Annotated in this window: 27 protein-coding genes and 2 tRNA genes; 15 read left to right on the forward strand and 14 right to left on the reverse strand. The window is 38.5% G+C overall.

The annotated features are described in order from the left end of the window. Positions 1-99: 99 nt before the first annotated feature. Complete coding sequence (locus tag ABDW27_RS18095; RefSeq protein ID WP_257683728.1) at positions 100-279, reverse strand: DUF3606 domain-containing protein; 180 nt, start codon at positions 277-279, stop codon at positions 100-102. Between the two features lie 40 nt (positions 280-319). After that, positions 320-538: a hypothetical protein gene (locus ABDW27_RS18100; protein ID WP_343697156.1), complete on the reverse strand. Its 219-nt coding sequence runs from the start codon at positions 536-538 to the stop codon at positions 320-322. A 221-nt stretch (positions 539-759) separates the two neighbouring features. On the opposite strand from ABDW27_RS18100, the gene ABDW27_RS18105 reads away from it, so the two are divergent. Further along, entirely contained in the window at positions 760-1,089 is a 330-nt protein-coding gene (locus ABDW27_RS18105) for a hypothetical protein (protein WP_343697157.1), read from the forward strand. Positions 1,090-1,201: 112 nt separating this feature from the next. On the opposite strand, the gene ABDW27_RS18110 is transcribed toward ABDW27_RS18105, so the two are convergent. The 4 genes from ABDW27_RS18110 to dinB all read right to left on the reverse strand — a co-directional run bounded on the left by ABDW27_RS18110 (position 1,202) and on the right by dinB (position 6,639). Further along, a complete protein-coding gene (locus ABDW27_RS18110) occupies positions 1,202-1,624 on the reverse strand; it encodes a hypothetical protein (protein WP_343697158.1) in 423 nt (140 codons plus the stop codon). A 6-nt stretch (positions 1,625-1,630) separates the two neighbouring features. Continuing rightward, positions 1,631-2,257: an SOS response-associated peptidase gene (locus ABDW27_RS18115; RefSeq protein ID WP_343697159.1), complete on the reverse strand. Its 627-nt coding sequence runs from the start codon at positions 2,255-2,257 to the stop codon at positions 1,631-1,633. A gap of 140 nt (positions 2,258-2,397) precedes the next feature. Continuing rightward, on the reverse strand, positions 2,398-5,451 hold the full coding sequence (gene dnaE, locus ABDW27_RS18120; RefSeq protein ID WP_343697160.1) for a DNA polymerase III subunit alpha: 3,054 nt from the start codon (positions 5,449-5,451) through the stop codon (positions 2,398-2,400). A gap of 6 nt (positions 5,452-5,457) precedes the next feature. Then, entirely contained in the window at positions 5,458-6,639 is a 1,182-nt protein-coding gene (dinB, locus tag ABDW27_RS18125; RefSeq protein ID WP_343697161.1) for a DNA polymerase IV, read from the reverse strand. 436 nt (positions 6,640-7,075) lie between these two features. Here dinB and ABDW27_RS18130 point away from each other — a divergent pair, with 436 nt between their 5' ends. Continuing rightward, positions 7,076-7,522 carry a response regulator gene (locus ABDW27_RS18130; protein ID WP_343697162.1) on the forward strand — a complete coding sequence of 149 codons (447 nt, stop codon included), beginning with the start codon at positions 7,076-7,078 and terminating at the stop codon, positions 7,520-7,522. Positions 7,523-7,946: 424 nt separating this feature from the next. On the opposite strand, the gene mobC is transcribed toward ABDW27_RS18130, so the two are convergent. The 3 genes from mobC to ABDW27_RS18145 are packed head-to-tail and all read right to left on the reverse strand — an operon-like array spanning position 7,947 to position 11,591. Beyond that, complete coding sequence (gene mobC / locus ABDW27_RS18135; protein ID WP_343697163.1) at positions 7,947-9,935, reverse strand: conjugal transfer protein MobC; 1,989 nt, start codon at positions 9,933-9,935, stop codon at positions 7,947-7,949. A gap of 19 nt (positions 9,936-9,954) precedes the next feature. Then, positions 9,955-11,214 carry a relaxase/mobilization nuclease domain-containing protein gene (locus tag ABDW27_RS18140; RefSeq protein WP_343697164.1) on the reverse strand — a complete coding sequence of 420 codons (1,260 nt, stop codon included), beginning with the start codon at positions 11,212-11,214 and terminating at the stop codon, positions 9,955-9,957. After that, the gene (locus ABDW27_RS18145; RefSeq protein WP_343697165.1) at positions 11,199-11,591 is read right to left on the reverse strand and encodes a plasmid mobilization relaxosome protein MobC; all 393 of its coding nucleotides are present in this window, start codon (positions 11,589-11,591) and stop codon (positions 11,199-11,201) included. Before ABDW27_RS18145 ends, ABDW27_RS18140 begins: the two co-directional genes overlap by 16 nt. Positions 11,592-11,883: 292 nt before the next feature. Here ABDW27_RS18145 and ABDW27_RS18150 point away from each other — a divergent pair, with 292 nt between their 5' ends. From ABDW27_RS18150 to ABDW27_RS18210, 13 genes are all read left to right on the forward strand, one after another. Continuing rightward, positions 11,884-12,174 (forward strand): hypothetical protein, encoded by a 291-nt coding sequence (locus tag ABDW27_RS18150; RefSeq protein WP_343697166.1) that lies wholly within the window; start codon positions 11,884-11,886, stop codon positions 12,172-12,174. Positions 12,175-12,379: 205 nt separating this feature from the next. Next, positions 12,380-13,660, forward strand: a complete 1,281-nt coding sequence (locus tag ABDW27_RS18155; RefSeq protein WP_343697167.1) for a MauE/DoxX family redox-associated membrane protein — start codon at positions 12,380-12,382, stop codon at positions 13,658-13,660. A gap of 109 nt (positions 13,661-13,769) precedes the next feature. Next, positions 13,770-14,138, forward strand: a complete 369-nt coding sequence (locus tag ABDW27_RS18160) for a hypothetical protein (protein ID WP_343697168.1) — start codon at positions 13,770-13,772, stop codon at positions 14,136-14,138. Between the two features lie 12 nt (positions 14,139-14,150). Further along, complete coding sequence (traK, locus tag ABDW27_RS18165) at positions 14,151-14,774, forward strand: conjugative transposon protein TraK (protein WP_343697169.1); 624 nt, start codon at positions 14,151-14,153, stop codon at positions 14,772-14,774. Next, positions 14,771-15,175, forward strand: a complete 405-nt coding sequence (locus ABDW27_RS18170) for a hypothetical protein (RefSeq protein ID WP_343697170.1) — start codon at positions 14,771-14,773, stop codon at positions 15,173-15,175. Before traK ends, ABDW27_RS18170 begins: the two co-directional genes overlap by 4 nt. Positions 15,176-15,227: 52 nt before the next feature. Beyond that, a complete protein-coding gene (gene traM, locus ABDW27_RS18175) occupies positions 15,228-16,517 on the forward strand; it encodes a conjugative transposon protein TraM (RefSeq protein WP_343697171.1) in 1,290 nt (429 codons plus the stop codon). After that, positions 16,507-17,364, forward strand: a complete 858-nt coding sequence (traN, locus tag ABDW27_RS18180; protein WP_343697172.1) for a conjugative transposon protein TraN — start codon at positions 16,507-16,509, stop codon at positions 17,362-17,364. The genes traM and traN overlap by 11 nt, the downstream gene beginning before the upstream one ends. A 28-nt stretch (positions 17,365-17,392) precedes the next feature. Beyond that, positions 17,393-18,193: a hypothetical protein gene (locus ABDW27_RS18185; RefSeq protein WP_343697173.1), complete on the forward strand. Its 801-nt coding sequence runs from the start codon at positions 17,393-17,395 to the stop codon at positions 18,191-18,193. A gap of 27 nt (positions 18,194-18,220) precedes the next feature. Then, positions 18,221-19,252 (forward strand): hypothetical protein, encoded by a 1,032-nt coding sequence (locus ABDW27_RS18190; RefSeq protein WP_343697174.1) that lies wholly within the window; start codon positions 18,221-18,223, stop codon positions 19,250-19,252. A 10-nt stretch (positions 19,253-19,262) separates the two neighbouring features. Continuing rightward, positions 19,263-19,550, forward strand: coding sequence for a hypothetical protein (locus ABDW27_RS18195; RefSeq protein WP_343697175.1), 288 nt, complete (start codon positions 19,263-19,265; stop codon positions 19,548-19,550). Between the two features lie 18 nt (positions 19,551-19,568). Beyond that, positions 19,569-20,006: a hypothetical protein gene (locus ABDW27_RS18200; protein WP_343697176.1), complete on the forward strand. Its 438-nt coding sequence runs from the start codon at positions 19,569-19,571 to the stop codon at positions 20,004-20,006. Positions 20,007-20,048: 42 nt separating this feature from the next. After that, complete coding sequence (locus ABDW27_RS18205; RefSeq protein ID WP_257683770.1) at positions 20,049-20,339, forward strand: helix-turn-helix domain-containing protein; 291 nt, start codon at positions 20,049-20,051, stop codon at positions 20,337-20,339. Positions 20,340-20,412: 73 nt separating this feature from the next. Then, complete coding sequence (locus ABDW27_RS18210) at positions 20,413-20,544, forward strand: hypothetical protein (protein WP_343697177.1); 132 nt, start codon at positions 20,413-20,415, stop codon at positions 20,542-20,544. Between the two features lie 46 nt (positions 20,545-20,590). On the opposite strand, the gene ABDW27_RS18215 is transcribed toward ABDW27_RS18210, so the two are convergent. From ABDW27_RS18215 to ribB, 5 genes are all read right to left on the reverse strand, one after another. Further along, a complete protein-coding gene (locus tag ABDW27_RS18215) occupies positions 20,591-21,823 on the reverse strand; it encodes a phage integrase SAM-like domain-containing protein (RefSeq protein ID WP_343697178.1) in 1,233 nt (410 codons plus the stop codon). Positions 21,824-22,088: 265 nt separating this feature from the next. Then, a tRNA-Ser gene (locus ABDW27_RS18220) sits at positions 22,089-22,173 on the reverse strand. Positions 22,174-22,315: 142 nt separating this feature from the next. Further along, positions 22,316-22,400 (reverse strand) — tRNA-Ser (locus tag ABDW27_RS18225). Positions 22,401-22,539: 139 nt separating this feature from the next. After that, positions 22,540-22,938 carry an acyl-CoA thioesterase gene (locus ABDW27_RS18230; protein WP_095931760.1) on the reverse strand — a complete coding sequence of 133 codons (399 nt, stop codon included), beginning with the start codon at positions 22,936-22,938 and terminating at the stop codon, positions 22,540-22,542. Between the two features lies 1 nt (position 22,939). Then, positions 22,940-24,070 carry a 3,4-dihydroxy-2-butanone-4-phosphate synthase gene (gene ribB, locus ABDW27_RS18235; protein ID WP_343697179.1) on the reverse strand — a complete coding sequence of 377 codons (1,131 nt, stop codon included), beginning with the start codon at positions 24,068-24,070 and terminating at the stop codon, positions 22,940-22,942.

Below are 24,070 nucleotides of genomic sequence, written 5' to 3' on the forward strand. Positions count from 1 at the left end.
GCGATCTTTAACGCCGCAGCTGTATTGGAAGCAAAAGACAAAAAATCCCCGTTACATATATGGCATATGACGGGGATTTTTATTAAGTACAGTCTTGTGCTATTTTGAGCGCAGCACCTGCGCAACAGCATCGGCAGAATTTCCTGCCTGGTCCACGGCCTTTTGCAGTTCTTCCCTGCTGACATTGAATTTTTCTGTCCAGTAGGCTACCTCGTGATCCTCGTTCATATTAATGCGTGAACGGTCCTGCTGTCCTTTTTTGTTTAAATCGTCGCTCATGATAACTGTTTTTTGAATTAATAATCTGCTTTATAAAAAGTCAGGTGTTTGTGTTTCTGCCTGAGCCTGCATCTGATGGATTACCGCTGTTTTTTTCATTGCGGTGAGGGCTGGTGCCGTTCTGGTCGCTTTCATCAATATCTCCCCAGTCCCCTGTATTTTCATTCTGATTTTCGCCTACATTTTCCTGTGCGTTCAGCATTTTGTGGTATGGGCACTTCTGCAGTTCTTCAGCACTGAAATTATTTATATTTTCCATGATGTCGTTATTTTATAATTAATCATCTTAAAATTAAGCAGATGACGTGCAATGTACTTACAGGACTATTTTGAGATTTTATTTAATTTTCATGCGGCGGAATAATCACATCGTTAATAAAAAGAAGGTCATTGGGTTTTAAAATCAAATTGGTTTAACGATTTTTAGAAAATTTGCTTAATAATTTGTAAATTAGAGTGTTGAACAAAAAAAACAATGTCATGGAACAGCATACTCTGGTTTTATCGGCAGTGAAAACTGTACTGCCCGAAAGTATTTCAAGTGATTTTGTATCCGCACTTATCAACCGCGGGCTGACGCAGGTAGAATATTTTGGGCGGGAAATTGACAATCACTGTGATATCATAAGCCACGATATGGAAGCGGCCAGCCGTGACCTTACTTTTATAGACATCCATTTCGATACGGAAGATCCCATTGGATATGAAGGGCTGGACGGACTGCAGGTGGAGACGCTTGCTTTGAATATGCTTAAAGAATGCCGTGCTGAAATCCGAAGAGACGAAAAAGACATTACTATATACCTATAAGATGGCAGGGAGAAGATGTCGGAAAATTATCTAAATGACTGAATGTTTGAGGCAGAGCTTTCATGATTTTCGATAAAGATGCAGAATAGGAGTCCGCGAGTTAAAAACGGCATTATCTGATCAGAGAGCGCAGATATTTAAGGCCTTTACACAGCCACCGCTGCATCAGAAATTTGTAATCGCATTCACGCACAGGATCAATATACGTTACCGAGACCTGCTCTATATAATCATCAATCAATGTTCCGGCTTCACTGTATATCTGCTCTCTTTTAATCCTGCTGATTGTTTCAATTTCTTCCCCGGTCAGTGTCACGCCGTATTGAGCGGCAGAATTGCTGATTATTTCTTTTATAAACTGTTTTTCACTTTCTATGCACCGTGTAATATGATCGCCGTATTCCTGCTCGGGATCGAAAAAATCATCCGGGTCATTGTACTGTACAAATTCGGTTTTCGAGTACAGCTCTTTCTTAAACCGCTCGCGGATTTCCTGATTGCTTACGCCTTTGAAATAATCTATATCGTGCTGCATATCTGCTTAATTTGATTCCAATGCAATTATTTTGGCCTCATAGGGATAGGCAAATTCAGAGACAGCCACTGAATGGTCAAGCCAGGATGCTTCGTCATTTTTGTTCAGAAGGACCGGCATCCTTTTTTTATGGTTATGCACATACTGCATTACCTCGTTTGCTTCTGTGGTAAGCATGGTGTAGGTATTGAATTCCTGGCCGGTTGAAGGTTCAGTCCATGTATTGTAAAGGCCAGCAAAAGTAAAGATTTCCTCTTCCTGCGAATTGATCTGGTACTTCTGTTTGTATTTTCCTTTCTCATCGTGCCAGCGCCACTCGTAATAGGCAGTTGCAATTATAAGGCAGCGTTTCTCAAGGCTGTCCTTAAAGGAAGCTTTCTCATCAATAGTCTCAATCCTTGCATTGAGCGTATTTTTTCTGAAGTCCTTATCTTTAGCCCATGGGGGAAGAAATCCCCAAGTATAATTCGTGGTGACAAGATCCGGCCTGATATCCAGTATCACCGGCAGGTTGGGATAGGCAAAACCATTTATGAAATCTGTCTGCAGGAAAGTTTCCTCGTTATCAATTTCGATATGAAATCTTTTTTTTACCTGGTCTATTGTTGACATCTGCTGGGTATAATAACACATAAGATATAATTTATTTCTGTAAGATGTTCGGTTTTAAAATAGGCAACTTTTTAACCTTTGCTTCTGCGCCTTTCCATCAAATTTAAGAAAATATAAGTTAAAGCGCTATATTGCAGCAGGCTGTAAATGTTATAAAGTTATCATGTCTTCATTTTATGTCTTGGCAGATTGATTTCATGCTCCTGAGGATAGGGAAGCCTTTCGGTCGTGCTGACATCTTCGCGGATAAGCTCCTGTGTCCTGTACTGGTCTTTTGAATCCATATAACGGGGATCGGGAATAAACGGCATTTTTGCCATTTTATGAATGGTAATGGTTGGAAAATGGTAATCAATATCCACAGTCCCAAGCAGCAGGTAACAGCCTCCTCCTTTAAATGGGTACTGCACAAGCGAGTCAGGAAAATGGGCCGTGTCAAAATATGCCCCTTCATTATCGATCCAGGTGCCGAAATACATATTGCCTTTTTTTGTCGGTACCTGTTTGGTGGAAATCAAGTAGGCAAGCATTCGGACCTGTTTTTTATGGCAGGACGGAAGGTCGCGTACTTTTATATCCCCGCGGTGTTTTGTCTGGAGAAGGTCAAAGACCGTACAGGAAACAGGAAAGCTCAGAAGCTCAATTTCATCAAATGCATCTTCAAATAATGACCTTTCAAGAGTCGGGAGGTTATATTCTTTTACCGGTTCCTGCAGCAGCATCGGTGTCCTGTTCTCCGGTTTGAAATTATTTAAAAGCAGGCTTGCAATTACCAGCAGCTGATTTTTAGTTTTTCCGGTAAAGCGGAATGCGCCTATGAAAATCAGGATCTTTACGCTTTCTATTCCCATCGGGATGCGGTTTATAAAGTCTTCCAAGGAGATAAAATCCCCATTTCTGCTGCGTTCAGACTCTATAAACTGCGCCATTTTAGAGTCGAGGCTCATCAGGTGCATAAAGCCAAGATATACATCATTTCCATAAAGGGTGGTCTCAAAAGTACTTTTGTTCACGCATGGGTTATGGATTACGGCGCCTGCCATCCTTGCCTCATGCACATATATTTCAAGACGGTAAAAACCTCCCTGATTGTTAATAACCGCTACCATAAACTCTATAGGGTAGTGAACCTTTAGGTAAAGGCTCTGGTAGCTTTCAACCGCATAGGAGGCAGAGTGCGCCTTACAGAAGGAGTAACCGGCAAAGGATTCGATCTGGCGGTATATTTCCTCACTAAGCTGACGCGGATGTCCTTTCTTTTCACAGCAGGCAAAGAAATTCTCTTTCACTTTCTGCAGTGCAGCTTTAGATCTCCCTTTTCCCGACATGGCACGGCGGAGAATGTCGCCGTCTGCAGCGGGAAGCCCGCCGTAATGAAGTGCAATTTTAATGACATCCTCCTGATACACCATAATGCCGTAGGTCTCCCCAAGCTGCTCCTGGAATACAGGATGGAAATATTCAAATTTTGACGGATTGTTATGGCGGAAAATGTATTCCTTCATCATACCGGACTGTGCCACGCCAGGGCGTATAATGGAGGAGGCAGCAACAAGAGTCTTATAATTGTCACATTTTAATCTTCTGAGCAGTCCGCGCATGGCAGGGCTCTCAATGTAGAAACATCCGATTGTTTTTCCTTGTGCCAGATAGGAATTAGCGGCAGCTTCATTTTTCGATATCGAAGTATCACGGATGTTGATACGTATCCCCCTGTTTTTTTCTATCAGTTTCACGCTCTCATCAATATGTCCGATGCCGCGCTGGCTCAGGATGTCAAATTTTTCAAAGCCAATATCCTCTGCCACATGCATATCAAAAAGCGCAATTGGAAATCCCTTTGGAGGCATTTCAAGGGGCGTGTAATTGGTAATAGGTTCTTCAGAAATCAGGATTCCGCAGGAATGCATGCTTCTCTGGTTGGGATATTTCTCCAGCATCATTCCGTACTCCTGCACGAATTTTACAATTGAATTTGACTCATGGAATTTCATCGGGTTTTTAGCCAGCATATCGAGTTCCTCTTTAGGAAGGCCGAATACTTTTCCGACTTCCCTGAAAATGGAACGGTACTTAAATTCGACATTGGTACCGCAGAAGGCCACATGTTCATAGGTATAACGGTTAAAGATATATTCCAGAATTACATCGCGTTCCTTCCAGCTCCAGTCGATATCAAAATCGGGCGGGCTTTTGCGGTTTTCATTTAAAAAACGCTCAAAATACAGATCCAGTTCCAGCGGACAGATATCTGTTATGCCAAGACAGTAGGCAACGATGCTGTTGGCGCCGCTTCCCCTGCCGATATGCAGAAAACCCTGGCTGCTGCTGAAACGGATGATATCCCAGGTGATAAGAAAGTAGCCGCTGAATTCCAGCTGGCTTATTACCTTGAGTTCCTTTTCCATTCTCTCCCTTGCCCGTATGTTTTTTGCGCCGTAGCGCCATACAAGTCCCTGCTTTGCCAGAGAGGTCAATAGGTCTATATCGCTTTTTCTGTTGTTGGTGTAGTATTTTTTATTTTTGGGAGTCTGGAAATCATAGCTGAAATTGCAGGCATCAATAATTTTCTGTGTGTTCTGGATGATCTGCGGATATTCTTTATAAAATTCCAGAAGCTCAAAAAGCGGCATCATCTTATCGGAAGTGCTGCAGGTATCCCTAGGTTCAAGCCGGGAGAGAATTACATTGCGGTCAATAGCGCGCAGGATGCGGTGCAGATTGTATTCCTTTTTAGTGCGGAAAGTAACCGGCTGGAGAATAACCATATCTGCGGTGCGCTTTCTCCACTCCGAGAGCACAAGCTTCTGCAGCTGGTCGGGACGAATACCGATGTACTCATTATCGCGCAGCTCATCAGGCGTATTTTCCAAAGGGTAGATTACGAAAACATCCGAAAAAAAAGGTGCAGTTTGGGGAAGCGGCTTCTTTTCAAAATTATGTGCAGTCAAAAATCGGTTCATCTGCGCGAGCCCTGCAGCGTTTTGTGCAAGCCCGATATAGCGGAACTGAAATTCCGAGCGGAATTCCATCCCTACAATAGGTTTGATGCCTTCCTGGCCGCAGTGCTTAATAAAATCGTAAATTCCTGTTACCGTATTAATATCGGTAAGTGCCATAGCGGTGACCCCGCAGGCTGCAGCCTGGGGCACAAGCTCGTCCAGCGGTATGGTTCCATAACGCAGGGAGTGAAAAGAGTGGCAGTTGAGATACATGGCTTCTCAGGGTTTACGTTTTAGGATTTCATTTTTATTATTGGGCTTAAAGGAAGCTCCTGCGCATCGCATTACCGCATCAAAACCGTAGCGGCTTTTCATGCGGTCCATAGCCTGATAGAGGGCAAGCATTTCTTCTGTATCCTGAAAAAGATCTATCTGATAGGTGCCCCTGACCAGTCCGCTGAAACGTATACCGATAAGGCGCAGACGCATTCGGCGCTGGTAGAGTTTATCAAAGAGTTCCTGAACTGTCTTTGTGAGTATGTGATCCGCTGAGGTATACTGCACCCGGCACTGTTTGGTTTCGGTATCAAAGTTGGCATACCTGATTTTGACCGTCACTGTTGAGGCCAGCCACTGCTCGGAACGCAGCTGAAAAGCTAGTTTTTCCACCATTCCCAAGAGAACTCTATTGAGCTTAGGAATGTCAATGGTATCCTGCGAGAAAGTGTGTTCGGTGGAAATGGATTTCCGCTCCGTGTAAGGTTCAACGGGATTGTTGTCTATGCCGTTGGCCTTTTTCCAGAGTTCAATGCCGTTTTTGCCAATCATCTGCATCAGCACATCAGCGGGCATTTCTGAAAGCGTGCGGATGGTGCGGATACCAATCCGTGAAAGCAGCTGAAAGGTCTGTTCCCCGACCATCGGGATTTTGCGGATCGAAAGAGGATTTAAAAATGACTGCACCAGATGTTCCGGAATTTCAAGGTTCTGTTTCTGTTTGCCTTCACCTGTTCCGATTTTGGATACCGTTTTGTTTATTGAAAGTGCAAAGGTGAGGGGCAGGCCTGTTTCTTTTGTGATACGCTGGGCAAGTTCGTCGGTCCATTTGTAGCTGCCGTAAAATTTGTCCATTCCGGTGATGTCGAGATAAAACTCGTCAATACTAGCCTTTTCTACTACGGGCGCTTTTTCCTGGATTATCTCTGTAATGTCGTGGGAAAGCCTGGAATACAATTCCATGTCGCCTTTCATGATTTTGGCCTGCGGGCACAATTTCATGGCCATGTGGATCGGCATTGCCGAGCGAACGCCAAACTTCCTGGCCTCATAAGAACACGAAGCCACGACGCCTCTTTCTCCTCCGCCGATAATCAGCGGGATACCGTTAAGTTCAGAATTGGTGAGTCTTTCGCAGGAAACGAAAAACGTGTTCATGTCGATGTGTACAATTGCCCTTGTCATAATTTCTATTCATTTATACGAATCAAAATTAGTAACAGATAATAACATTTTTAAAAAGTATAATGTTATAAATAGTAACAAAATTATAAAATCCTTATTTTGCAGGGGATTTGAAAAGCATTTTTTTACAGTCAAAAATGTTTATTCAGAATTTACGCAACGTCAATTTAAATGAGATTTTTTTTTGAAAAGGGTGAAGCAGGCATATTTTAAGGAATGAAAATTCTGCAGTTAAATTCACTTTTCCTTTTGTAATATTTATGTTAAATATGAAATTAATGACTATTTTGTAAGTAAATGACGTATCTTTGTAAGCTATTAACCGCTCCACGGATATAATTCGATTGTTTATCGATTTTCAAATGCTTTGATATTTATATAAGCTTTTGCAGATTTGTAGATTCTTGTCTTCTGTAACTGCATAAATTTCTAAGCTATGTTACAACAAAAGAATTCCCAAAAGATTATTTTTCATGCAGATGATGATGAGGATGACAGAATGCTGTTTATGGATGCGGTCAATGAGCTCGATATGCCGATTAAAGTGCAGCAGGCCGAAGACGGGCAGAAGCTTCTTAACTGCCTTTACAGTCCCGCATTAGAGATTCCCGAAATTCTATTTCTTGATATTAATATGCCCGGTAAAAACGGATTTGAATGTCTTGAGGAAATACGAAATGCGGACGATCCTTTGAAACAGCTGAAAATAATTATGCTTTCAACGAGCAGCAATATTGAAAATATTGAGCTTTCTTATAAACTAGGAGCTGATCTGTATGCGGTTAAACCTAGCACTTTTCACGGGCTTAAAAGTCTTCTTACGGAAATCCTAGCATTGGAGTGGAATGCCTCCTGGAATAAAAAACAGTTTCTTGTTACTTGAAATAAAAATAAATCTAGAAGCCAAAAAAAGCCGTGCATCATAAATTGCACGGCTTTTTTTAAACCATTTGCAGACTATAAGGCAGGTTCGGTTTCTGCAGGAGCTTTTTCAGCAGACTGCCCAGCGGCAGCTTCTTCTGTTTTCTCCACGGCATCCTGCTGGGCTGTCTTTTTCATCAGAATATAAAAGTCTCTAAGATGCCACCATGCCGGGCACATGTCAAGCGGCCCATTAAAGGTGCGTATTCCTGTGTAACAGCTTTTTAGGAAAAGCTGCGAGTCTGTGATTTTTGCCCATGGCTTCCAGTCTACCTCCAATGGCGGGGGACTGCTTTCAAAGTATCGTTTAATTTCTTCTGGATTCATAGTGCAAAATTAATTAAAAACCAGCCGCAGGTCAATTAAACATAAGATTATAATAAGACTTATTTCTTTTTTTTGATTACTAAATGAGACAATGCCGGGTCATGCAAAAGACGTTCTAATTCTGAATTTACAATCTCTGATATATCTTCTTTTATCTGCAGATAATTGCGTTCAATCATAGTATTATTTATGATCCGTACGGGACTGATCTGCTGATATGAATTCTCTTCTTTTTTAAGTTCATCATGATTATTTATTATTTCGGAATGAAATGTTTTGAGCTCTATTTTACAGTCAGGGTTATCCGCGGTTATACCAACAAATTCACCTGAACTTAAACAGGAAATCTTAGAAGCAGGTACAGCGGATTCCAATTGTTTTGATCTGCTGATGGAGGTATCTGAACTGTTAATGGAAAGGCTTTCACGATCCTGCATTATTTTTCCAAACCGGTCGGAAAGCTGTTTGGCGGTGTCGCCGTTTACCTGACCGCTGATAATATTCCCTGTGATATTTAGTATAACATCTGCCTGCTCGCGGCCGTAATCCTTACGCAGCTGGCTGAAGTCCTGAATCCCCAGACATGTGCTTACCTTGTTACTTCTTGCAGTAGCTATCAGGCTGTCCATATTGTTGAGATAGATGGTAGGAAATTCATCAAATACCAGACTGCTTTTAAGTCTGTCTTTCTGGTTTACCTGCTTGATGAGCCTGCTCACAAAAAGGGAAAGAACAGCACCATAGGTCTGGATTTTCAAAGGATTGTTTCCCATGCAGACTATCTTTGGATCTGCAGGATTATTAATATCGAGTGTAAAATCATTACCGGAGAGCACGTAATAAAGCTGCGCACTCGACAATCGTGCCATGGAAATCTTAGCGGAAGCGATCTGCCCCTCAAGCTGCTCCATGACGTTATTCAGATAGGCGCTGACAAAAGGGTCGATCAGAATCTCTATTTCTTTTTCAGTCCTGAGCAGCGTAAAAAGACTATTGTATTCAACCTGCATGAGTTCTATAACATGAGGCAGCGTGCAGAATTCACCGTTGTTGTATTTTCTCAGATACCAGATTACTGCTGAAAGGAAATTAATAGGCGATTCCACAAAAAAGTCTCCCTGTTTTTTTATCCATTCACGGTTTAATCCTAGAAGAATTGTGCGTGCCGACTCAGCAGCATCCGTGATGTCTGTCATTGATTTTGGATCAAGGGGATTGCACCTGTGGGTACGGCTCAGGTCATCAAAATTGATTACATAAAATTTAGGCTCAACCATATACAAATGTTTATACTTAAGCCAGGTGTTATGGGCAATAATGCTGAGATCATCAAATTTAAAATCGTACACAAACATTGAGAATCCTTTACGGATGTGCTGGGTTATGACATGGCGGATCACAAAATAAGATTTTCCAGATCCAGGTGTTCCCGCTACCAGTATTCCCCGAAAGGGGTTTATGATATTTATCCAGCTTTTCCGCACTTTATTTTTCAGATTATACTTTGCCGGAAGATTGACGGAATATTCATTTTCAAGAAGCCTTTCTTCCTGAGGAAAGGTCTCATTTTCCCTGTTGAAAATATCACTGCTGCTCAGATTTCTGTGAATGATTCTAGAAAGCAGTGTGCCTCCTGACAGCAGCAGCAGATATCCTAGAGCAGTGCACAGCATATAGAGAATCAGTTTTGTTTCAGGCATCGAGAAAGCAATCAGAAAAAAGTAACTTGAGAAGTAAGCCGTGAATCCTGCAACAATGTAATACGTGGCTCTTTTCGAGTTCAGCTTTTCGTTTTTCCTGCCCTTTGCACCAAGAAGGGAGATGCTTAAAAATCCCAAGACAAAAAGTTTAGAGGTATGGAAATAATCCAACAGTCCTGTGCGGAAAATGTTCTGCAGTATTTTATCCCCAAGGTCATTCGTAAGCCCCCAGAACCTAAAAACATTATATCCGAAATAGTAGAAATGAAGGCAGAGCAGTATCATGCTAATAAGCCTTGTCATATCAAGAATTTTTCTAAGCGCCTGTTCATTTTCACCTGTCTGCATTGTCTTAGTTTTTTATTTATTAATCATTAAGTCCTTTTCTTCTTCTTCTTTTCTTTTTTCTTTTGAATTCCTTTGAAACGTAAGCAGCAGCTGAATCAGATTGCAGCAGGGAATCAAATATCTTTTGCAGTTCGTTTCCGCTGATAAAAGATGAATGCTGCGATGTATTCACAATCTCTTTATGATCGATATCTCCAACAGCTTTTCGGTTAGTATTGGATATTTTCAGACCGCACCGTTCTTCAATTTCTGATGCAGCATACGGCTTACCCAAAATACTCCCGTTAAAAACGCATTTTGTTATGTGGTCCACATAAGTTAAACCATAAAGAATTCCCTGTTCATTTCTTCTCTCTGCAATCTTAATCCCGTCCTTTATAAGAATTCTGTCTAGATTGGAAACCGTCTTTATTTTGTTCCGAATGAATGCCATATCAACTGCATTTTTAATTCTTTTCAAATGGGGATTTCGGGCTGTTTTATTTGCAATAAATTTTAACTCCAAATATTTTAAAGTGGGCTTAAGATAAAAACTGCTTGCTTTTATAGGAACGCCGACCGGCTGTTTTTTATCATTGAGAATCTGGTATGCTAGTCCTCTATGGTGAAACATTCTTGAATCTTTCGCTCCCTGCATTGCGGTGATATTGTATAGGTTTAGAACAGCATTTAGTTCTCCCACGGTGGTATACCTATAATTTGGAATAACAGCGTTCAGAACATTGGCAATTGCTTTTTTAGTTTCAGATTCCCCATATTGAACAACAATACTTTTTACAGGTTTTATATTGATTTTTTCCTTCTTACTACTCTGGGCGGCAACTAAACCAAATGCCTTTTCAATATCCCTTCGTGCTGTTTCAGACTGGTTTTTCCCTATGTTATTCATGTCAATTCTTTTCCCGTCCGATTTCACTTTTATAGAAACAATGTGGATATGCGGATGTCCCGCATCATGGTGCTGGTACACCAGATAAGGCTGCAACCCGAACCCTATTTTGTCCATATAAACGTGGGCAATTTCCATGAGTTTTTCTTTCGGCAGATTACTTTCAGAGGAATCAAAATTCAGTGAGATATGCACGCTTCCCCGTTTCACATTGGAATTTAATTCGAGCATTTTTAAAAGCAGTTTCAACCTGAGATCTCTGTGAAGTCCAGAGGCTTCAACAGGATAATTTCCGTCGCCGATAAGCTCAGCTTTTTCTGCTTCGATCTTATTTTCATTGTAGTTAAAAATACTTCTGACTGATGATCCCGTATTTATGACTGCAACCATTTTTCAGCAAGATTTTGGATTGTATTTTTAATTGCATCAATAGAGTTGAACAGCATTTTTTTATCTGTTTCGAAACTCAGTATCCACACTTTGAATTCAGAAATGTGTGAAAGTGTGTGCAGTTTTTTTACAGCCTGGTTAAAATTATTTCCAATGGGATTAAGCTCTGTTCTGAGCCGTATCAATTCTGCCATCAGCTCATCAATAGATGCATTTCTAGATTTCAAAACAATAGGTTTTCTCAGCAGATTTTTACGTGCAAAATCACTTATTTTCGGGCAGACCGAGTCTGCAAAATATTGCTGTAAAACTTCGTATTCCTTTTCGCTGAGCCTAAGATGAAGCCACCTTGTCCTGTTTTTTTTCTCTTCTTTCATCATTTTTCCTTTTCATTCGACATTATAAATCTTCCAGTTTTCACTGCCAGCGAGTTCCGAGCAGAGGGGCAGCAAGATAGCGGTTGTGATACAACCGGACATCTTGCAGATTGCAGCAAGGCTTGGCAATCTTAAAGAGTCTGCGCAAAAACTCAGACTCCTTTCAATTATTCAGGCGAATTTATGCAGGAAATTTCAAAACATCCCATCATAGGTAAATTTTGCTTATGATGCTTTGAGGCGTCATTGCTACCTTTAGGCTTTGATTTATTAATTTAAAAATGCTGAAATTATGAGTGCAAAGAATTATGCAGCCAAGGTGTTCGATACCGTATTGAGCATCCCAGGCATGAGTGAGCCGGTGAGGATTGATCTGAAAATTTCACGCAAAAATGTACTGCTCTTGTGTCATTTTATTGATAGGGGAGTATTGCTTGAAAAAGATGAAGGAAGCCTTATGGGAAGTATGGCAGAGGAGGAGCTGCTAGAACTTAAAAATGTCTCGCAGGAGTGTCTCCAAAAAGCCGGGCTTGTCGAACTAAACCAGAAGCTTTTGAGTTTTATTGAAGATGTAAAAGCTTGATTAAAAAAAGACAAAAAGGAGAGAAAATGCTTTGCGGATTTATTCTGTGAGGCATTTTTTATTCTATGACATCTTCAGTACAAATTGGCGTGTTTTTGATGTTTTTTGGCGTGTTTTTGATGTGTTTTCTTTCAATTGTCTGATTTACATTTGTTCTATAATAAAAAGGTGTAGATTTTACTTTTTTAATTTAAATGCAAAAGTTATGAAATCAGATAGCAAATTTAATCGTGTAATTATTGAAATCACATGTGTTCTTTTTGCCCTATTATTTGTTTACGCATCGATAAGCAAACTGTTGGATTTTGAAAGATTTCAGGTCCAGATCGCGCAGTCGCCAATCTTAAGTGTTTATGCTTTTTGGATTTCCAGAATTGTTATTGCAGTTGAATTGTTCGCAGCCGGAATCCTTTTGTTTGCTAGAACAAAAATGCTGGGTTTATATACCTCAATAGGTCTGATGGGTATGTTCACGGCCTATATCTTTATCATACTTTTTTACAGTTCATTTGTCCCTTGCTCCTGCGGTGGGATATTGGAGAAAATGACTTGGGAGAGTCATTTGGTTTTTAATGTTTTTTTTCTGGTCCTAGGCGTAACCGCCGTTTATCTGCTTAATAAAATGCCAGAGCATAAGTATCGCTTTGGAGGTAAAAGACCGCTGTTTTACAGCACTGTCATAATTCTGGTGAGCTGCTTTTTGGTTGCAGGTTTATTTCTTAGTTCGGAAAAAATTATCCATCAGCAAAATCCTTTTATTCGACGTTATGAGCAAAGTCTGGTCAGCCCGCTTCGGGAGATCGATTTAAAGTTTAATTCCTATTATTTTGCCGGCGTCGTAAAGGATACTGTTTATTTGGGTAATTATACCGATCCGTTCCATCTTCTGGCCGTTGATCTTTCTGGCAACAAGAAAACAATTCAACTCGAGTTTGAACCAAAAGGAATCCCTTTTCAGGCAATACGAATTATCATCAGAGGGAAAGATGTTTATCTTCTGGACGGAACAGTGCCCTGTGTTTACAGGGGAAGTATAGGGAAGTGGAAAATGAATAAGGAATTAAAAAATGTTCCCCGATTTACTGCGGCCCAGCCAATAGACAGCGTGAGCATTGCATTTCGCAATAATACGGGAAAAAACAAAGCGCACATACTGGGGGTATTCGGGCAGGAAAATGATGAGAAGATCCGTTATGCACCACAACTTTTACAGCAGCAGATTGACGGCATATTTGATACTGACGGTATGCTGCTATATGACCAGGAATTGAAATTAATGGTCTACAGTTACTATTATCGCAACGAGTTTTTTACCGCAGATACCAGGGCTGTCCTTCAATCAAGAGGGCACACTATTGATACGGGTAAGCGAGGTGCTGCGGATTCTATTCGAGGCTTCTTCACTGTGCATCGATACGCTGCGGACCTTTCAGCTCGTAGTGCTTTCCATCTTAGGGCCACTGGTCTTTGGCATTGCAGTTTATGACGGATTCCAGCATACTCTTACGGTCTGGCTTGCCCGATATATCAATATCTATCTGTGGCTTCCCGTTGCGAACATCTTTGGCGGTATTATCGGCAAAATTCAGGAGCAGATGCTGAGACTCGATATCTCGCAGATCAATACATCAGGGGATACATTTTTCAGCAGGACCGATATCGGATACTTGATTTTTATGATCATAGGTATTGTCGGATACTTCACTGTTCCTTCGGTTGCCAATTATATTGTACATGCTTCAGGCGGAAGTGCACTTGGACAGAAAGTAACCAGTCTGTTTGGAGGTTCGACCTCTTCAGTAATCGGAGGTGCAGCAACTGGAGCAGGAATGGTTATGGATACGATGGGAAATGCGGCAGGAAAAATGAGCCAAAGCATGTCATCGTCTTCGACATCTTCGCCTTATTTTGAAGATAAAGGAAGTTATATGAGTGAGAGGCTCAAGGGAAATTCTAAAAATTAAAAGCATGCGGTTATGTTCAGCAAGATGAAAAATATAGATACAGCTTTCCGTCATGTAAGAGGGTTTACGATGCTGGTCATCACAGGTAGTACAGTTATTACTTGTTATGCGCTTTATAAAAGTTTCAGCGCTGTCGCTTTGATGCAGGATAAGGTTTATATCCTTGCAAACGGAAAAGCGCTGGAAGCCTACGCGTCAGACCGTAAAGATAATGTTCCGGTTGAGGCAAGGGATCATGTAAAGACCTTTCACCAATATTTCTTCAGCCTTGATCCTGATGATAAAGTGATTAAGGCCAATGTAACAAAATCCCTGTATCTGGCGGATAATTCGGTTAAGCGTATCTATGATGATCTGAAAGAAAATGGCTACTATTCGGGAATCATATCAGGAAACATCAGCCAGACAGTTTTGATAGACAGTGTAAAAATTGACATCAATGAATATCCCTACCGGTTTAAATGCTATGCCCGGCAGAATATTATAAGAACCACAAGCATACTCAACAGAAATCTGATTACCGAGGGAACTCTTCGTAATGTTTCAAGGAGTGATAATAATCCGCACGGCTTTCTTATTGAGCGCTTCAATACGATTGAGAATAAAGATCTTGGAACTTTAAACAGAAAACCATGAGAAGGTTAGTCAGCAAACACAAAAACATCAATAAGCATTCACGGATTTATCTTATCATCAGATTCTGGTGGGTGGTTAAAATGAATAGGATAACTAAAAACCTTTCCAAATCACAGCTTTGGTTATCACTTGCAGTTTTCATGATGACAGGAACTGTTCTTTGTTTTTATAAAGTAATAAGCGGTGTTTTGCTGGACAATTCTGAATCGATCAGCATTGAGGAAATATCAGTTGTTAAACCTATTTATTCTGATAAAAATGAAACGTTGCATTTCCTGAATAGATCTCTTAAAAAAAGTGAAAAGCAATCTGATCTCGGCAGATGCATAGACAGCGTAATAAATGTTTCGGGAATAATCGATTTTGATAAGAAATATAATTCCAAAAAAGCAGGCTTTTAAATGCTCTAAAAGTCTTCGGAAATCAATACAGGTAACTATAATAAATGAAATTATGGAAAATAAAGCACTTTCAGCCAAAGACAGAAAGAACCGTAAAATGATGCTGGTTCTTCCATTGCTTATACTGCCATTCATAACAATGCTCTTTTGGGTTCTTGGAGGAGGCAAAGGAAAAGAAACTGCGCTTTCAATAGAAAAGAAACCAGGTTTTAATATGCTTCTTCCAAACCCAAAGTTAAAGGAAGATTCTTCATTGGATAAAATGAGCTACTATGATCAGGCATCAGTTGATTCTATAAAACTTGAGGAGCAGAAAAAAAAAGATCCTAATTATTCGATAAGTAAAGCAGATGAAAGTAATCTTGAATATGACGACCCTTTTGATCAGAATGTAACTTCAATAAGAAGTCAAAAAGGCGGGCTGAACACAGGTTATTTAAAGCCGGAAAATGAGCAGAAGATGTACCAGAAACTTCAGGCTCTTCAAAAGGCAATTGCAGAGCCTCCTAAAGTAAATGGCTATGAACAGGACATGAGAGAGTTCCAATACCAAAGACCGCCTTACGGTGAATCAGCGGAAATGAAAAACTTGGAACAGCTGATGGCGGCAATGAGTGCACCATCTGAACCTGATCCCGAACTGGCGCAGCTGGGAGGGATGCTGGAAAATATTCTGGATATACAGCACCCTGAGCGCGTTCAGGAAAAGCTGAGGCAGAATTCAAAGATTCAGAAAGGAAAAGTGTTTTCGGTGAGCAGGAAATCAGATGAGCAAAGTATAAGTTCAATGCAGAATACTTCGCAATCAGCACTAAAACAGGAAACGAATTCTTTTTATTCTCTGGATGAACAAACCGTTAACGAAGAAATTCAGAATGCGGTGGAGGCGGCAGTTCATGAAACGCAGACCATTGTAAACGGTTCAATTGTGAAGATAAGGCTTGTAAATGATGTTTTTCTCAACGGGGTGCTCATTCCAAGAAACAGTTTCGTATTTGGAACTGCATCTCTTAAAGGAGAAAGGCTTGAAATAAAAATCAGTACAATAAAATACATGAATTCTATTTTCCCTGTGGAACTTTCTGTTTTTGATATCGACGGTATAAAGGGTATTTATATTCCCGGCACAATTAATAGGGACGTTGCTAAAGCCTCTGCTGACAGGTCAATGCAGAGTATCGGGCTTGCGGGTGTAAGTGATTCATGGGGAGCCCAGGCTGCTGGAATGGGAGTGGAAGCGGCGAAAACACTTTTGAGCAAAAAAGTAAAGCTTATTAAAGTGGCAGTCAAAGCAGGCTACAAAGTGCTGCTTTATGATGAGAAGGAAAAAAATGAAAAATAACCGTAAACTATTCGACATGAAAAAAATAAAACTAATAATATTTATATGCGTTTTTCTCACAACAGTTTCAGGATATACACAGTATAATTTAAAATCTGAATATAATAATATACAGCTGAGCTATTCAAAAACCACCAGTATCTTATTCCCCTACGCTGTCAAAAGTCTGGATATAGGCAGCCGTGATGTTTTGGTGCAGAAAGCTAAAGGAGTTGAAAATATTCTTCTTCTTAAAGCAGGAAAACAGAATTTTCTCCAGACCAACCTTACTGTAGTTACATCCGACGGTAAACTTTACAGTTTCATATTGAACTTTGACGATTTATGCCCGACTTTAAGTATCGATGCCGGACTGCGAAATACGGATGATAAACAGCTCCTGTTTTCGATGGAGAATGAAAACCAGAAGGAAATAAAGGACTATGCTATGCTCGCACTATCTAAAAAAAATAAGGTAAGCGGACTTAATTCAAGAAGATCAGAAATAGTGATGAAAGTTGACGGTATTTTTATTCATCAGGATGTAATGTATTTCAGAGTCTTTTTAGGCAATGATTCTAAAATCAATTATGATGTAGACCAGCTTCGTTTTTTTATCCGTGACCAAAGAAAATCAAAACGTACTGCATCTCAGGAAATAGAGATTATGCCGCTTTTCAATACTGGTGATTTCAGCCGGATTTCTGATAATTCTAAAATTACTGCTGTATTTGCCCTGCCTAAATTTACAATACCCGAAAAGAAGAAGTTTACCATGCAGGTCTTTGAGAAAAACGGAGGCAGGCATCTGGAGCTGAATATAAAAAACAGGAACCTGGTAAATCTTGGAATTCTAGGTAACCTTTAAGCAATACTAATTTTAAATGTAAAAGATCATGAACCAGAAAAATTTAGATTACCTTAAAGATCAGTTGAAATATACTGGATTTGGGGAAACTTTTGAAGCAGAGCTGAAGGCAAATATGCTGAAACGCGAAAAAGATTTTAAAATTGTTCACACAGGTATTATGAACAATGGTGTTCCTAATAAGGACAGCTTGACTGTTGAACTGAATTTCAAAAAGTCGGAACAGAACGATATGTATTTTTTTAATTCCTACCATGTTAACCTGCAAAAGGAGGAAAACAAACCGGGATTGGAGCAAACCTTTTACATCAACAAAGAGGGTAGCATTACGATGAAAGAAGCCTATAATTTGATGGAAGGAAGATCAGTTAATAAGGATTTAAAAACTAAGGACGGTGAAAATTATAATGCTTGGATTTCTTTGAATTTCAAGGAAACCGACAACAGCGGCAACTTTAAGCTGAACCAGTATCACCAGAATTACGGCTATGATTTGGAAGCTTCGCTGGAGAAACATTCGATAAAAGAACTGCTTACTCCGCAGTATAAAGAAGATTTAATAAATTCCCTCAAAAAAGGCAATCTGCAGTCAGTAACTTTTGTTGTGGGTGGAGAAGAACGAAAACAGTATGTGGAAGCAAATCCGCAGTTTAAAACGGTAAAGGTTTATGATTCTTCATTGCAAAGAATCAATGATAGGGAAAGTAAAAGTGAGAAGCAGTCTCAATCAAAAGAAAAGAGTGCAGCGCAGAACAATAATGATGATGAGCCAGCACAGAAGGAATCGAATTCTGCATCACGTTCCAGAAAAACAGGCAGATCAGTTTAGTTTCAGTAATCCACTAAAAGATTAAATATGTCGTCTGAGAACAATAGAATACAGAATGAAGTAAAAGAGTGGATGTCCAAGGAAGATAAACTTAAATCCATATTTGGTAAAAGTCCGGGCATCGAGCGTTCTTTTGGCATAGAAAAGCTGAAATTCTTTAGAATGCTTCTCTTTAAGTATGGTAAAACAAAATCCTTGGACGAACTTATTACTGTACAGTTCCTCAAGCACGAATATAAAAATTTAAAACATAAACTATATCCTAACGTTTTCAAACGTCTTTTTAATGATGCGGTAAATTCTATTGTATTTGAAAGAATTCATAAACCCGCATACTTAAAAGATTTGGATGCTAATAAAAAAGCATTGGAAGTGCAGCTTAAAAACACTGGTTTTGCTCAAGTATGGGATAAAGTTGTGCATCAAATGAAAGAGGAGCAGCTGAATTTTTATATACCTGTGTCTTATCATATATCTGAAAAGGAAAGGCTTGATCATTCACTTCATTTTGCAAAAGATGTACAAGGAGCTTACCGGTTTGAAGGTTTTACATCAACCCTGCATACAGACTCTATTCCGTCAGGAAGAAGTACTCATCATTTTAAAAATGAGACGTCCGAATATTTTAATGTAGATGAAGCGTATAATATGCTCGCTGGAAGATCAGTACTTAAAAACGGCACATGGAAACAGTTTAATTTTTATGACAAGGATTTAAGTGAAAATTACCGGATGCATGAGTTTCCTCAGGATTATGGCTATAGAGTTGAAAATGTTTTAGCTCTTCTTCCTCTTAAGAATACAGATGGAGAGACATTTTACGATTTATGCAGTTCCTTAAAAGAAGGCAAAATAGAAGAGGCGGTGCTGTTAATTGAAGGCAGAGAAGTAAAAACTTTTATTGAGGCTAATCCACGTTTTAAAACATTAAACTTTTATAATGACAGAATGCAGAAGATAAGTTTAAAAGAGTTGGAAAGAGGATGTAAAATTCAGCAAGTAAAGAAGCCTGAGATGCATATTGAAACATCTTCAAGAAAGATGACTCCAAAATTCTGATTTAAAACCTATGGATAATCTTCAAATCTTAACCAGATTTTTTAAGGCAATTGAAGATGATTATAGAATTGGAACTACCCATATAGCAATTTTTACAGCTTTACTCCAGTTTCGCGCTTCTAAAGATCACATCAATCCAATATTAGCATATAGTATCGAAATTCAAAACATTGCCAAAGTGGTATCTCCTAAAACTTACCATAGATGTATGCATGATCTGGATAATTACGGCTATCTTGTTTATGTTCCGACGAAGAATAAAAACAAAAGAAGCAGCATCTATTTTCATTTGGAGTAAGCTTTAAATTTCTAAATCATGAAAAAAACGAAAATTTTGGATTGCTTGGATAAATTTTTAAAGCATGAATCCAGATTAATTATACTGGAAAGAATTTTGAAGAAAAATTTTAAAGTTGATATCAATAGTAAAATATCCGCTTCAGTTTCTAATCCATGCAGATGTAAAAGTTCATTTACTAAGATAGAGTTTGCAAATCTTTTTTACATTCTTATGGATGAAGGTTTTTTATTTTTTGAAAGATTGGATAAAAAGAACAACAGGATTGAATTTCAAAAGTTTTTAGAAAACAATTTTACTTATTTTGGAAAGAATGGCAGGCAATGTGAAATCAAAAATATAAGTAAAGAATTTGCTGAAAGCAAAGGATATACGTATAGAGAAAAACAGATTGAGTTTTTAGACTTATTGATTTTTAGATTACAAGAAAGAAAATCAAGAATTGAAAATTGGTAGTCTAAACAAAATTTGTGTTTAATAACTAAAAAAAATTAATTAATGAAAAAGGATGTCAAAAAAAAGAAACTCTCATTTCTTATGAAAGTTAAAAAGATGATTGATCCTGTCGTTGTAAAACTTGAGACCATTGATTCTAAAATAAATTCAAGAGGGAATGAAGGCAGGCCTGCTTATTACAGGAATGAAGATTTAAAAAAAATATTTGGGCTCTCACCAAATACAATAATAAAATATAGACAGACAGGAATCCTTCCTTATTCAAAACTTGGTGAAATATTCTTGTATGACTCAAGTCAAATTGAAAAAATTCTTCAGGAAAATAAAAGCTGAGAATAAAAAGTGTAAGTAAATATTCATGTAAAAAAAAAGTATCTTTGAGAGTAACTAATTAAAAATTAATACCATGGGACTTAAGACCGGACCAAAAAGAATAGCCAGATCAACAGGAGAGCCTGACAAGAGACAGCGTGATAACAAAGATATACCAGGAAATACGCCTTCATTAAAACCGCCAGTAAAGAAACCTGGAAAATAAATTAAAAAAAACAGAGGATTTCAAATTTTGAAATCCTCTGTTTTTTTTACGAAACTTTATCTTCATATTTAGATTTAACCATATTCATATCCTCCATTATATTCACATCTAGTACTTTTGCATAGTGCTGCGTTTGTTTGATGTTCGTGTGCCCCATCATAGCTGAAACATTTTCGAGTCTGACTCCGTTGCCAAGAGTTACTGTAGTTGCAAAAGTATGTCTTGAAACATACCAGGTTAGATACTTGTTAATTCCGCACACATCAGCAATTTCCTTTAAATAAGCATTCATTTTTTGATTTGAAATACTTGGCAGTAATCCAAGCTGCTTCCCATTGTACTTTTGAATGATTTTTTCTACTGGCGGCAGAACTGGAACATTTTCTTTTATAGAAGTTTTTGTTCTGTTGGATATAATCCATTGGTTGCCGTTATTGTCTTTTGATATATTTTTTTGTGAAAGTTTTAAAGCGTCAGTTGGAGCATATCCTGTGTAACAGCTGAATAGAAATATATCTCTGACTCGGTCCAGTCTTTCAATAAAGAAAACTTTTTTCTCTATAGCATCAAGTTCGGACTGTGAGAGAAATACAGCATCTTTAACACTTAGTTTTCCCTCATATACATTAAATGGATTTTTTTGGATCAGATCCATCCTGATAGCATAATTAAAGGCAGTTTTATACATCTTAATATACTTTACTACTGAGTTGTTTTTTATTCCTATGTGGCCTTTAAAATTGCTTTCGTATTTAAGAAATTCTTCAAGATTGTAGATAAAAGAACTTGATATTTCATCAGCGGGAATGTCGACTAAATTGTATTGTTTTACCATAAAGTTAGCGATAAGTTCAGAGCTTCGTCTGTATTTCTGCAGTGATGCGGCTGCTCTTTCACCAGCTTCTACTTTTTTTGCAAAGAATTTATTATGGCGGTGCATAATTTGAAGCAGTGTAGTTCTGTTTGTCTGTAATTTAGATTTGCCTGAAAGTTCTGCTTTAAGCACTTCTAGAGGAACATCTGGATCGACATTGAAAAGCTTATTGAACTTCTTCTCGACATTCAGGCGGTAAATATCCAGATAGTTTTTCAGTACCTTTTCCTTTTCAAGTCTTAAAAGAATTCTTAGTTTGTTTGTGTAATCCCATCTTTCTTTTGAGATGGCCTTTCCAGTGCTCAAGGAAATTCTTTTTTGTTTGTAGGTAATACGTGCAAATATTGAAAACTCTCCATTCTTATCTGCCTTTTCCGATTTCAGGTAAAAAATTACTTTTAACATGCTTTCTAGTTTTTAAATTAATAATCAAATTGATTTAAAAATTTCGAAAGACACCTTTGTTCTCAGGGAATCCAGAGAGAATTCTCTTTGAATTAGTACACTTTTTTTATGGTCAAAACCCACCAAAATAAAAGTGTACTTAAAAGTGTACCACGCTTTGCAATAACATGTGATTTTTGACAATTGCCAAAAAATAAAAAACCCTTTAAATACTTGCATTTAAAGGGTTTTAACTTTTAAAGTTTCTTTTTGAAACTCCGTTCAGCGGAGAAAGAGGGATTCGAACCCCCGGACCTGTTACAGTCAACAGTTTTCAAGACTGCCGCATTCGACCGCTCTGCCATTTCTCCAGTATGTTGCTACCATTGCTGATTGCGAGTGCAAATATAAGGTGTTTTTTCGATTGTGAAAATTTTTTTCGAACTATTTGCAAAGAAAATAATATATAATAAAAAGAAAAACCCTTAACAAAGTTAAGGGTTTTAAGTTCTGCGGAGAAAGAGGGATTCGAACCCCCGGACCTGTTACAGTCAACAGTTTTCAAGACTGCCGCATTCGACCGCTCTGCCATTTCTCCAGTATGTTGCTATCATTGCTGATTGCGGGTGCAAATATAAGACGGTTTTTCGGTTATCAAAACTTTTTTTGAAACTTTTTTTAAATAATTTTCAAGTGTCTAATTATCAGTATTTCCGAAAATAAGATTTTTTGAAAAATTAGTCTAAATCGTCTAAAATTGGCGTTGGTTTCTTATGTTCGTCTACCGCAACAAACGAAAAAGTTCCGGAAACTACCGTTTCGCGAAGTTCAGAATACATTTGTTCCATAAAAATATCAACATGAATTTTACAGCTGGTTCGTCCTACGCTGTCAACTTTCGCAACTAATTCTATTAAAGTTCCGGCTGGAATTGCTTTTTTAAAATCAATTTGACCAGTTGATATTGTCACTACTTTTTTACGGCTGAAACGGGTAGCACAAATAAAAGCTACTTCATCCATTAAATGCAATGCAGTTCCTCCAAATAAAGTATCGTAATGATTCGTTGTACTAGGGAAAACGGCTTTGAAAATTCGTGTTTCCGATTTTTGAATTCTTTCTTCTACTGTTCCCATATTAGTAATTAACGTATTCTGTAATTTCAAGACCATATCCAATCATCCCGACACGTTTTGTTTGTTCAGTGTTCGAAACTAATCTAATCTTAGAAATGTCAATATCGTGAAGAATTTGCGCTCCAATTCCGTAGTCTTTGCTGTCGATAATTACTTTTGGTGCTTTTAAAGTTCCTTGCGATTGAAGCGTTTTAAGCTCCGAAATTCGGTTTAATAAATTTACAGCCGTCATATCCTGATTAATGAAAATAACAGCGCCTTTTCCGTTCTCATTAATTACTTTAAACATGTCGTCTAACTGCTGTTCGGCATTGTTAGTCAATGTACCTAGTAAATCATTATTAACCTGAGAAGAGTGAATTCTAGTTAAGATTGGCTCTCCAAGATTCCAGGTTCCTTTAGTTAAAGCAATATGAATTTGTTTGTTTGTTGTTTGCTCGTAAGCTCTTAATCTGAAAGTTCCAAAACGAGTTTCAATATCAAAATCTTCTTTTTTAACAATCAAACTGTCATGCTGCATTCTGTACGCAACTAAATCTTCTATAGAAACTAATTTCAAATCGAATTTTTTAGCCACTTTTATCAATTCAGGTAAACGAGACATGGTACCGTCTTCATTTAAAATTTCGCAGATAACACCAGCAGGTTTAAATCCGGCAAGTCTTGCAAAATCAATAGCGGCTTCTGTATGTCCGGTTCTTCTTAAAACACCACCTTGTTTCGCAATAAGAGGAAATATATGTCCCGGACGTGCTAAATCGTGAGGTTTTGTGTTTGGGTCAACTAATGATAATACTGTTTTTGCTCTGTCTAAAGCAGAAATTCCGGTAGTAACACCATTTCCTTTTAAATCAACAGAAACCGTAAATGCCGTTTCCATATGATCTGTATTATTGGTAACCATGGCGCGTAAATCAAGTTCCTTGCAGCGGCTTTCTGTAAGTGGTGTACAAATTAATCCGCGTCCGTGCGTAGCCATAAAATTGATCATTTCAGGCGTTACTTTCTCGGCAGCAGCCAAAAAATCACCTTCGTTTTCACGATCTTCATCATCGACTACAATGATTACTTTACCTTGACGAATATCTTCTATAGCTTCCTCAATGGTATTAAGTTGAATTTTTGTTGACAT

It is taken from the genome of Flavobacterium sp., assembly GCF_039595935.1.
Classification (GTDB): Bacteria; Bacteroidota; Bacteroidia; order Flavobacteriales; family Flavobacteriaceae; genus Flavobacterium.

Bases quoted from the DNA above. Each gene is read 5' to 3' on its own strand.
- ABDW27_RS18095 (WP_257683728.1), bottom strand. From the start codon at position 279: ATGAGCGACGATTTAAACAAAAAAGGACAGCAGGACCGTTCACGCATT.
- ABDW27_RS18100 (WP_343697156.1), bottom strand. From the start codon at position 538: ATGGAAAATATAAATAATTTCAGTGCTGAAGAACTGCAGAAGTGCCCA.
- ABDW27_RS18105 (WP_343697157.1), top strand. From the start codon at position 760: ATGGAACAGCATACTCTGGTTTTATCGGCAGTGAAAACTGTACTGCCC.
- ABDW27_RS18110 (WP_343697158.1), bottom strand. From the start codon at position 1,624: ATGCAGCACGATATAGATTATTTCAAAGGCGTAAGCAATCAGGAAATC.
- ABDW27_RS18115 (WP_343697159.1), bottom strand. From the start codon at position 2,257: ATGTGTTATTATACCCAGCAGATGTCAACAATAGACCAGGTAAAAAAA.
- dnaE (WP_343697160.1), bottom strand. From the start codon at position 5,451: ATGTATCTCAACTGCCACTCTTTTCACTCCCTGCGTTATGGAACCATA.
- dinB (WP_343697161.1), bottom strand. From the start codon at position 6,639: ATGACAAGGGCAATTGTACACATCGACATGAACACGTTTTTCGTTTCC.
- ABDW27_RS18130 (WP_343697162.1), top strand. From the start codon at position 7,076: ATGTTACAACAAAAGAATTCCCAAAAGATTATTTTTCATGCAGATGAT.
- mobC (WP_343697163.1), bottom strand. From the start codon at position 9,935: ATGCAGACAGGTGAAAATGAACAGGCGCTTAGAAAAATTCTTGATATG.
- ABDW27_RS18140 (WP_343697164.1), bottom strand. From the start codon at position 11,214: ATGGTTGCAGTCATAAATACGGGATCATCAGTCAGAAGTATTTTTAAC.
- ABDW27_RS18145 (WP_343697165.1), bottom strand. From the start codon at position 11,591: ATGAAAGAAGAGAAAAAAAACAGGACAAGGTGGCTTCATCTTAGGCTC.
- ABDW27_RS18150 (WP_343697166.1), top strand. From the start codon at position 11,884: ATGAGTGCAAAGAATTATGCAGCCAAGGTGTTCGATACCGTATTGAGC.
- ABDW27_RS18155 (WP_343697167.1), top strand. From the start codon at position 12,380: ATGAAATCAGATAGCAAATTTAATCGTGTAATTATTGAAATCACATGT.
- ABDW27_RS18160 (WP_343697168.1), top strand. From the start codon at position 13,770: ATGCTGAGACTCGATATCTCGCAGATCAATACATCAGGGGATACATTT.
- traK (WP_343697169.1), top strand. From the start codon at position 14,151: ATGTTCAGCAAGATGAAAAATATAGATACAGCTTTCCGTCATGTAAGA.
- ABDW27_RS18170 (WP_343697170.1), top strand. From the start codon at position 14,771: ATGAGAAGGTTAGTCAGCAAACACAAAAACATCAATAAGCATTCACGG.
- traM (WP_343697171.1), top strand. From the start codon at position 15,228: ATGGAAAATAAAGCACTTTCAGCCAAAGACAGAAAGAACCGTAAAATG.
- traN (WP_343697172.1), top strand. From the start codon at position 16,507: ATGAAAAATAACCGTAAACTATTCGACATGAAAAAAATAAAACTAATA.
- ABDW27_RS18185 (WP_343697173.1), top strand. From the start codon at position 17,393: ATGAACCAGAAAAATTTAGATTACCTTAAAGATCAGTTGAAATATACT.
- ABDW27_RS18190 (WP_343697174.1), top strand. From the start codon at position 18,221: ATGTCGTCTGAGAACAATAGAATACAGAATGAAGTAAAAGAGTGGATG.
- ABDW27_RS18195 (WP_343697175.1), top strand. From the start codon at position 19,263: ATGGATAATCTTCAAATCTTAACCAGATTTTTTAAGGCAATTGAAGAT.
- ABDW27_RS18200 (WP_343697176.1), top strand. From the start codon at position 19,569: ATGAAAAAAACGAAAATTTTGGATTGCTTGGATAAATTTTTAAAGCAT.
- ABDW27_RS18205 (WP_257683770.1), top strand. From the start codon at position 20,049: ATGAAAAAGGATGTCAAAAAAAAGAAACTCTCATTTCTTATGAAAGTT.
- ABDW27_RS18210 (WP_343697177.1), top strand. From the start codon at position 20,413: ATGGGACTTAAGACCGGACCAAAAAGAATAGCCAGATCAACAGGAGAG.
- ABDW27_RS18215 (WP_343697178.1), bottom strand. From the start codon at position 21,823: ATGTTAAAAGTAATTTTTTACCTGAAATCGGAAAAGGCAGATAAGAAT.
- ABDW27_RS18230 (WP_095931760.1), bottom strand. From the start codon at position 22,938: ATGGGAACAGTAGAAGAAAGAATTCAAAAATCGGAAACACGAATTTTC.
- ribB (WP_343697179.1), bottom strand. From the start codon at position 24,070: ATGTCAACAAAAATTCAACTTAATACCATTGAGGAAGCTATAGAAGAT.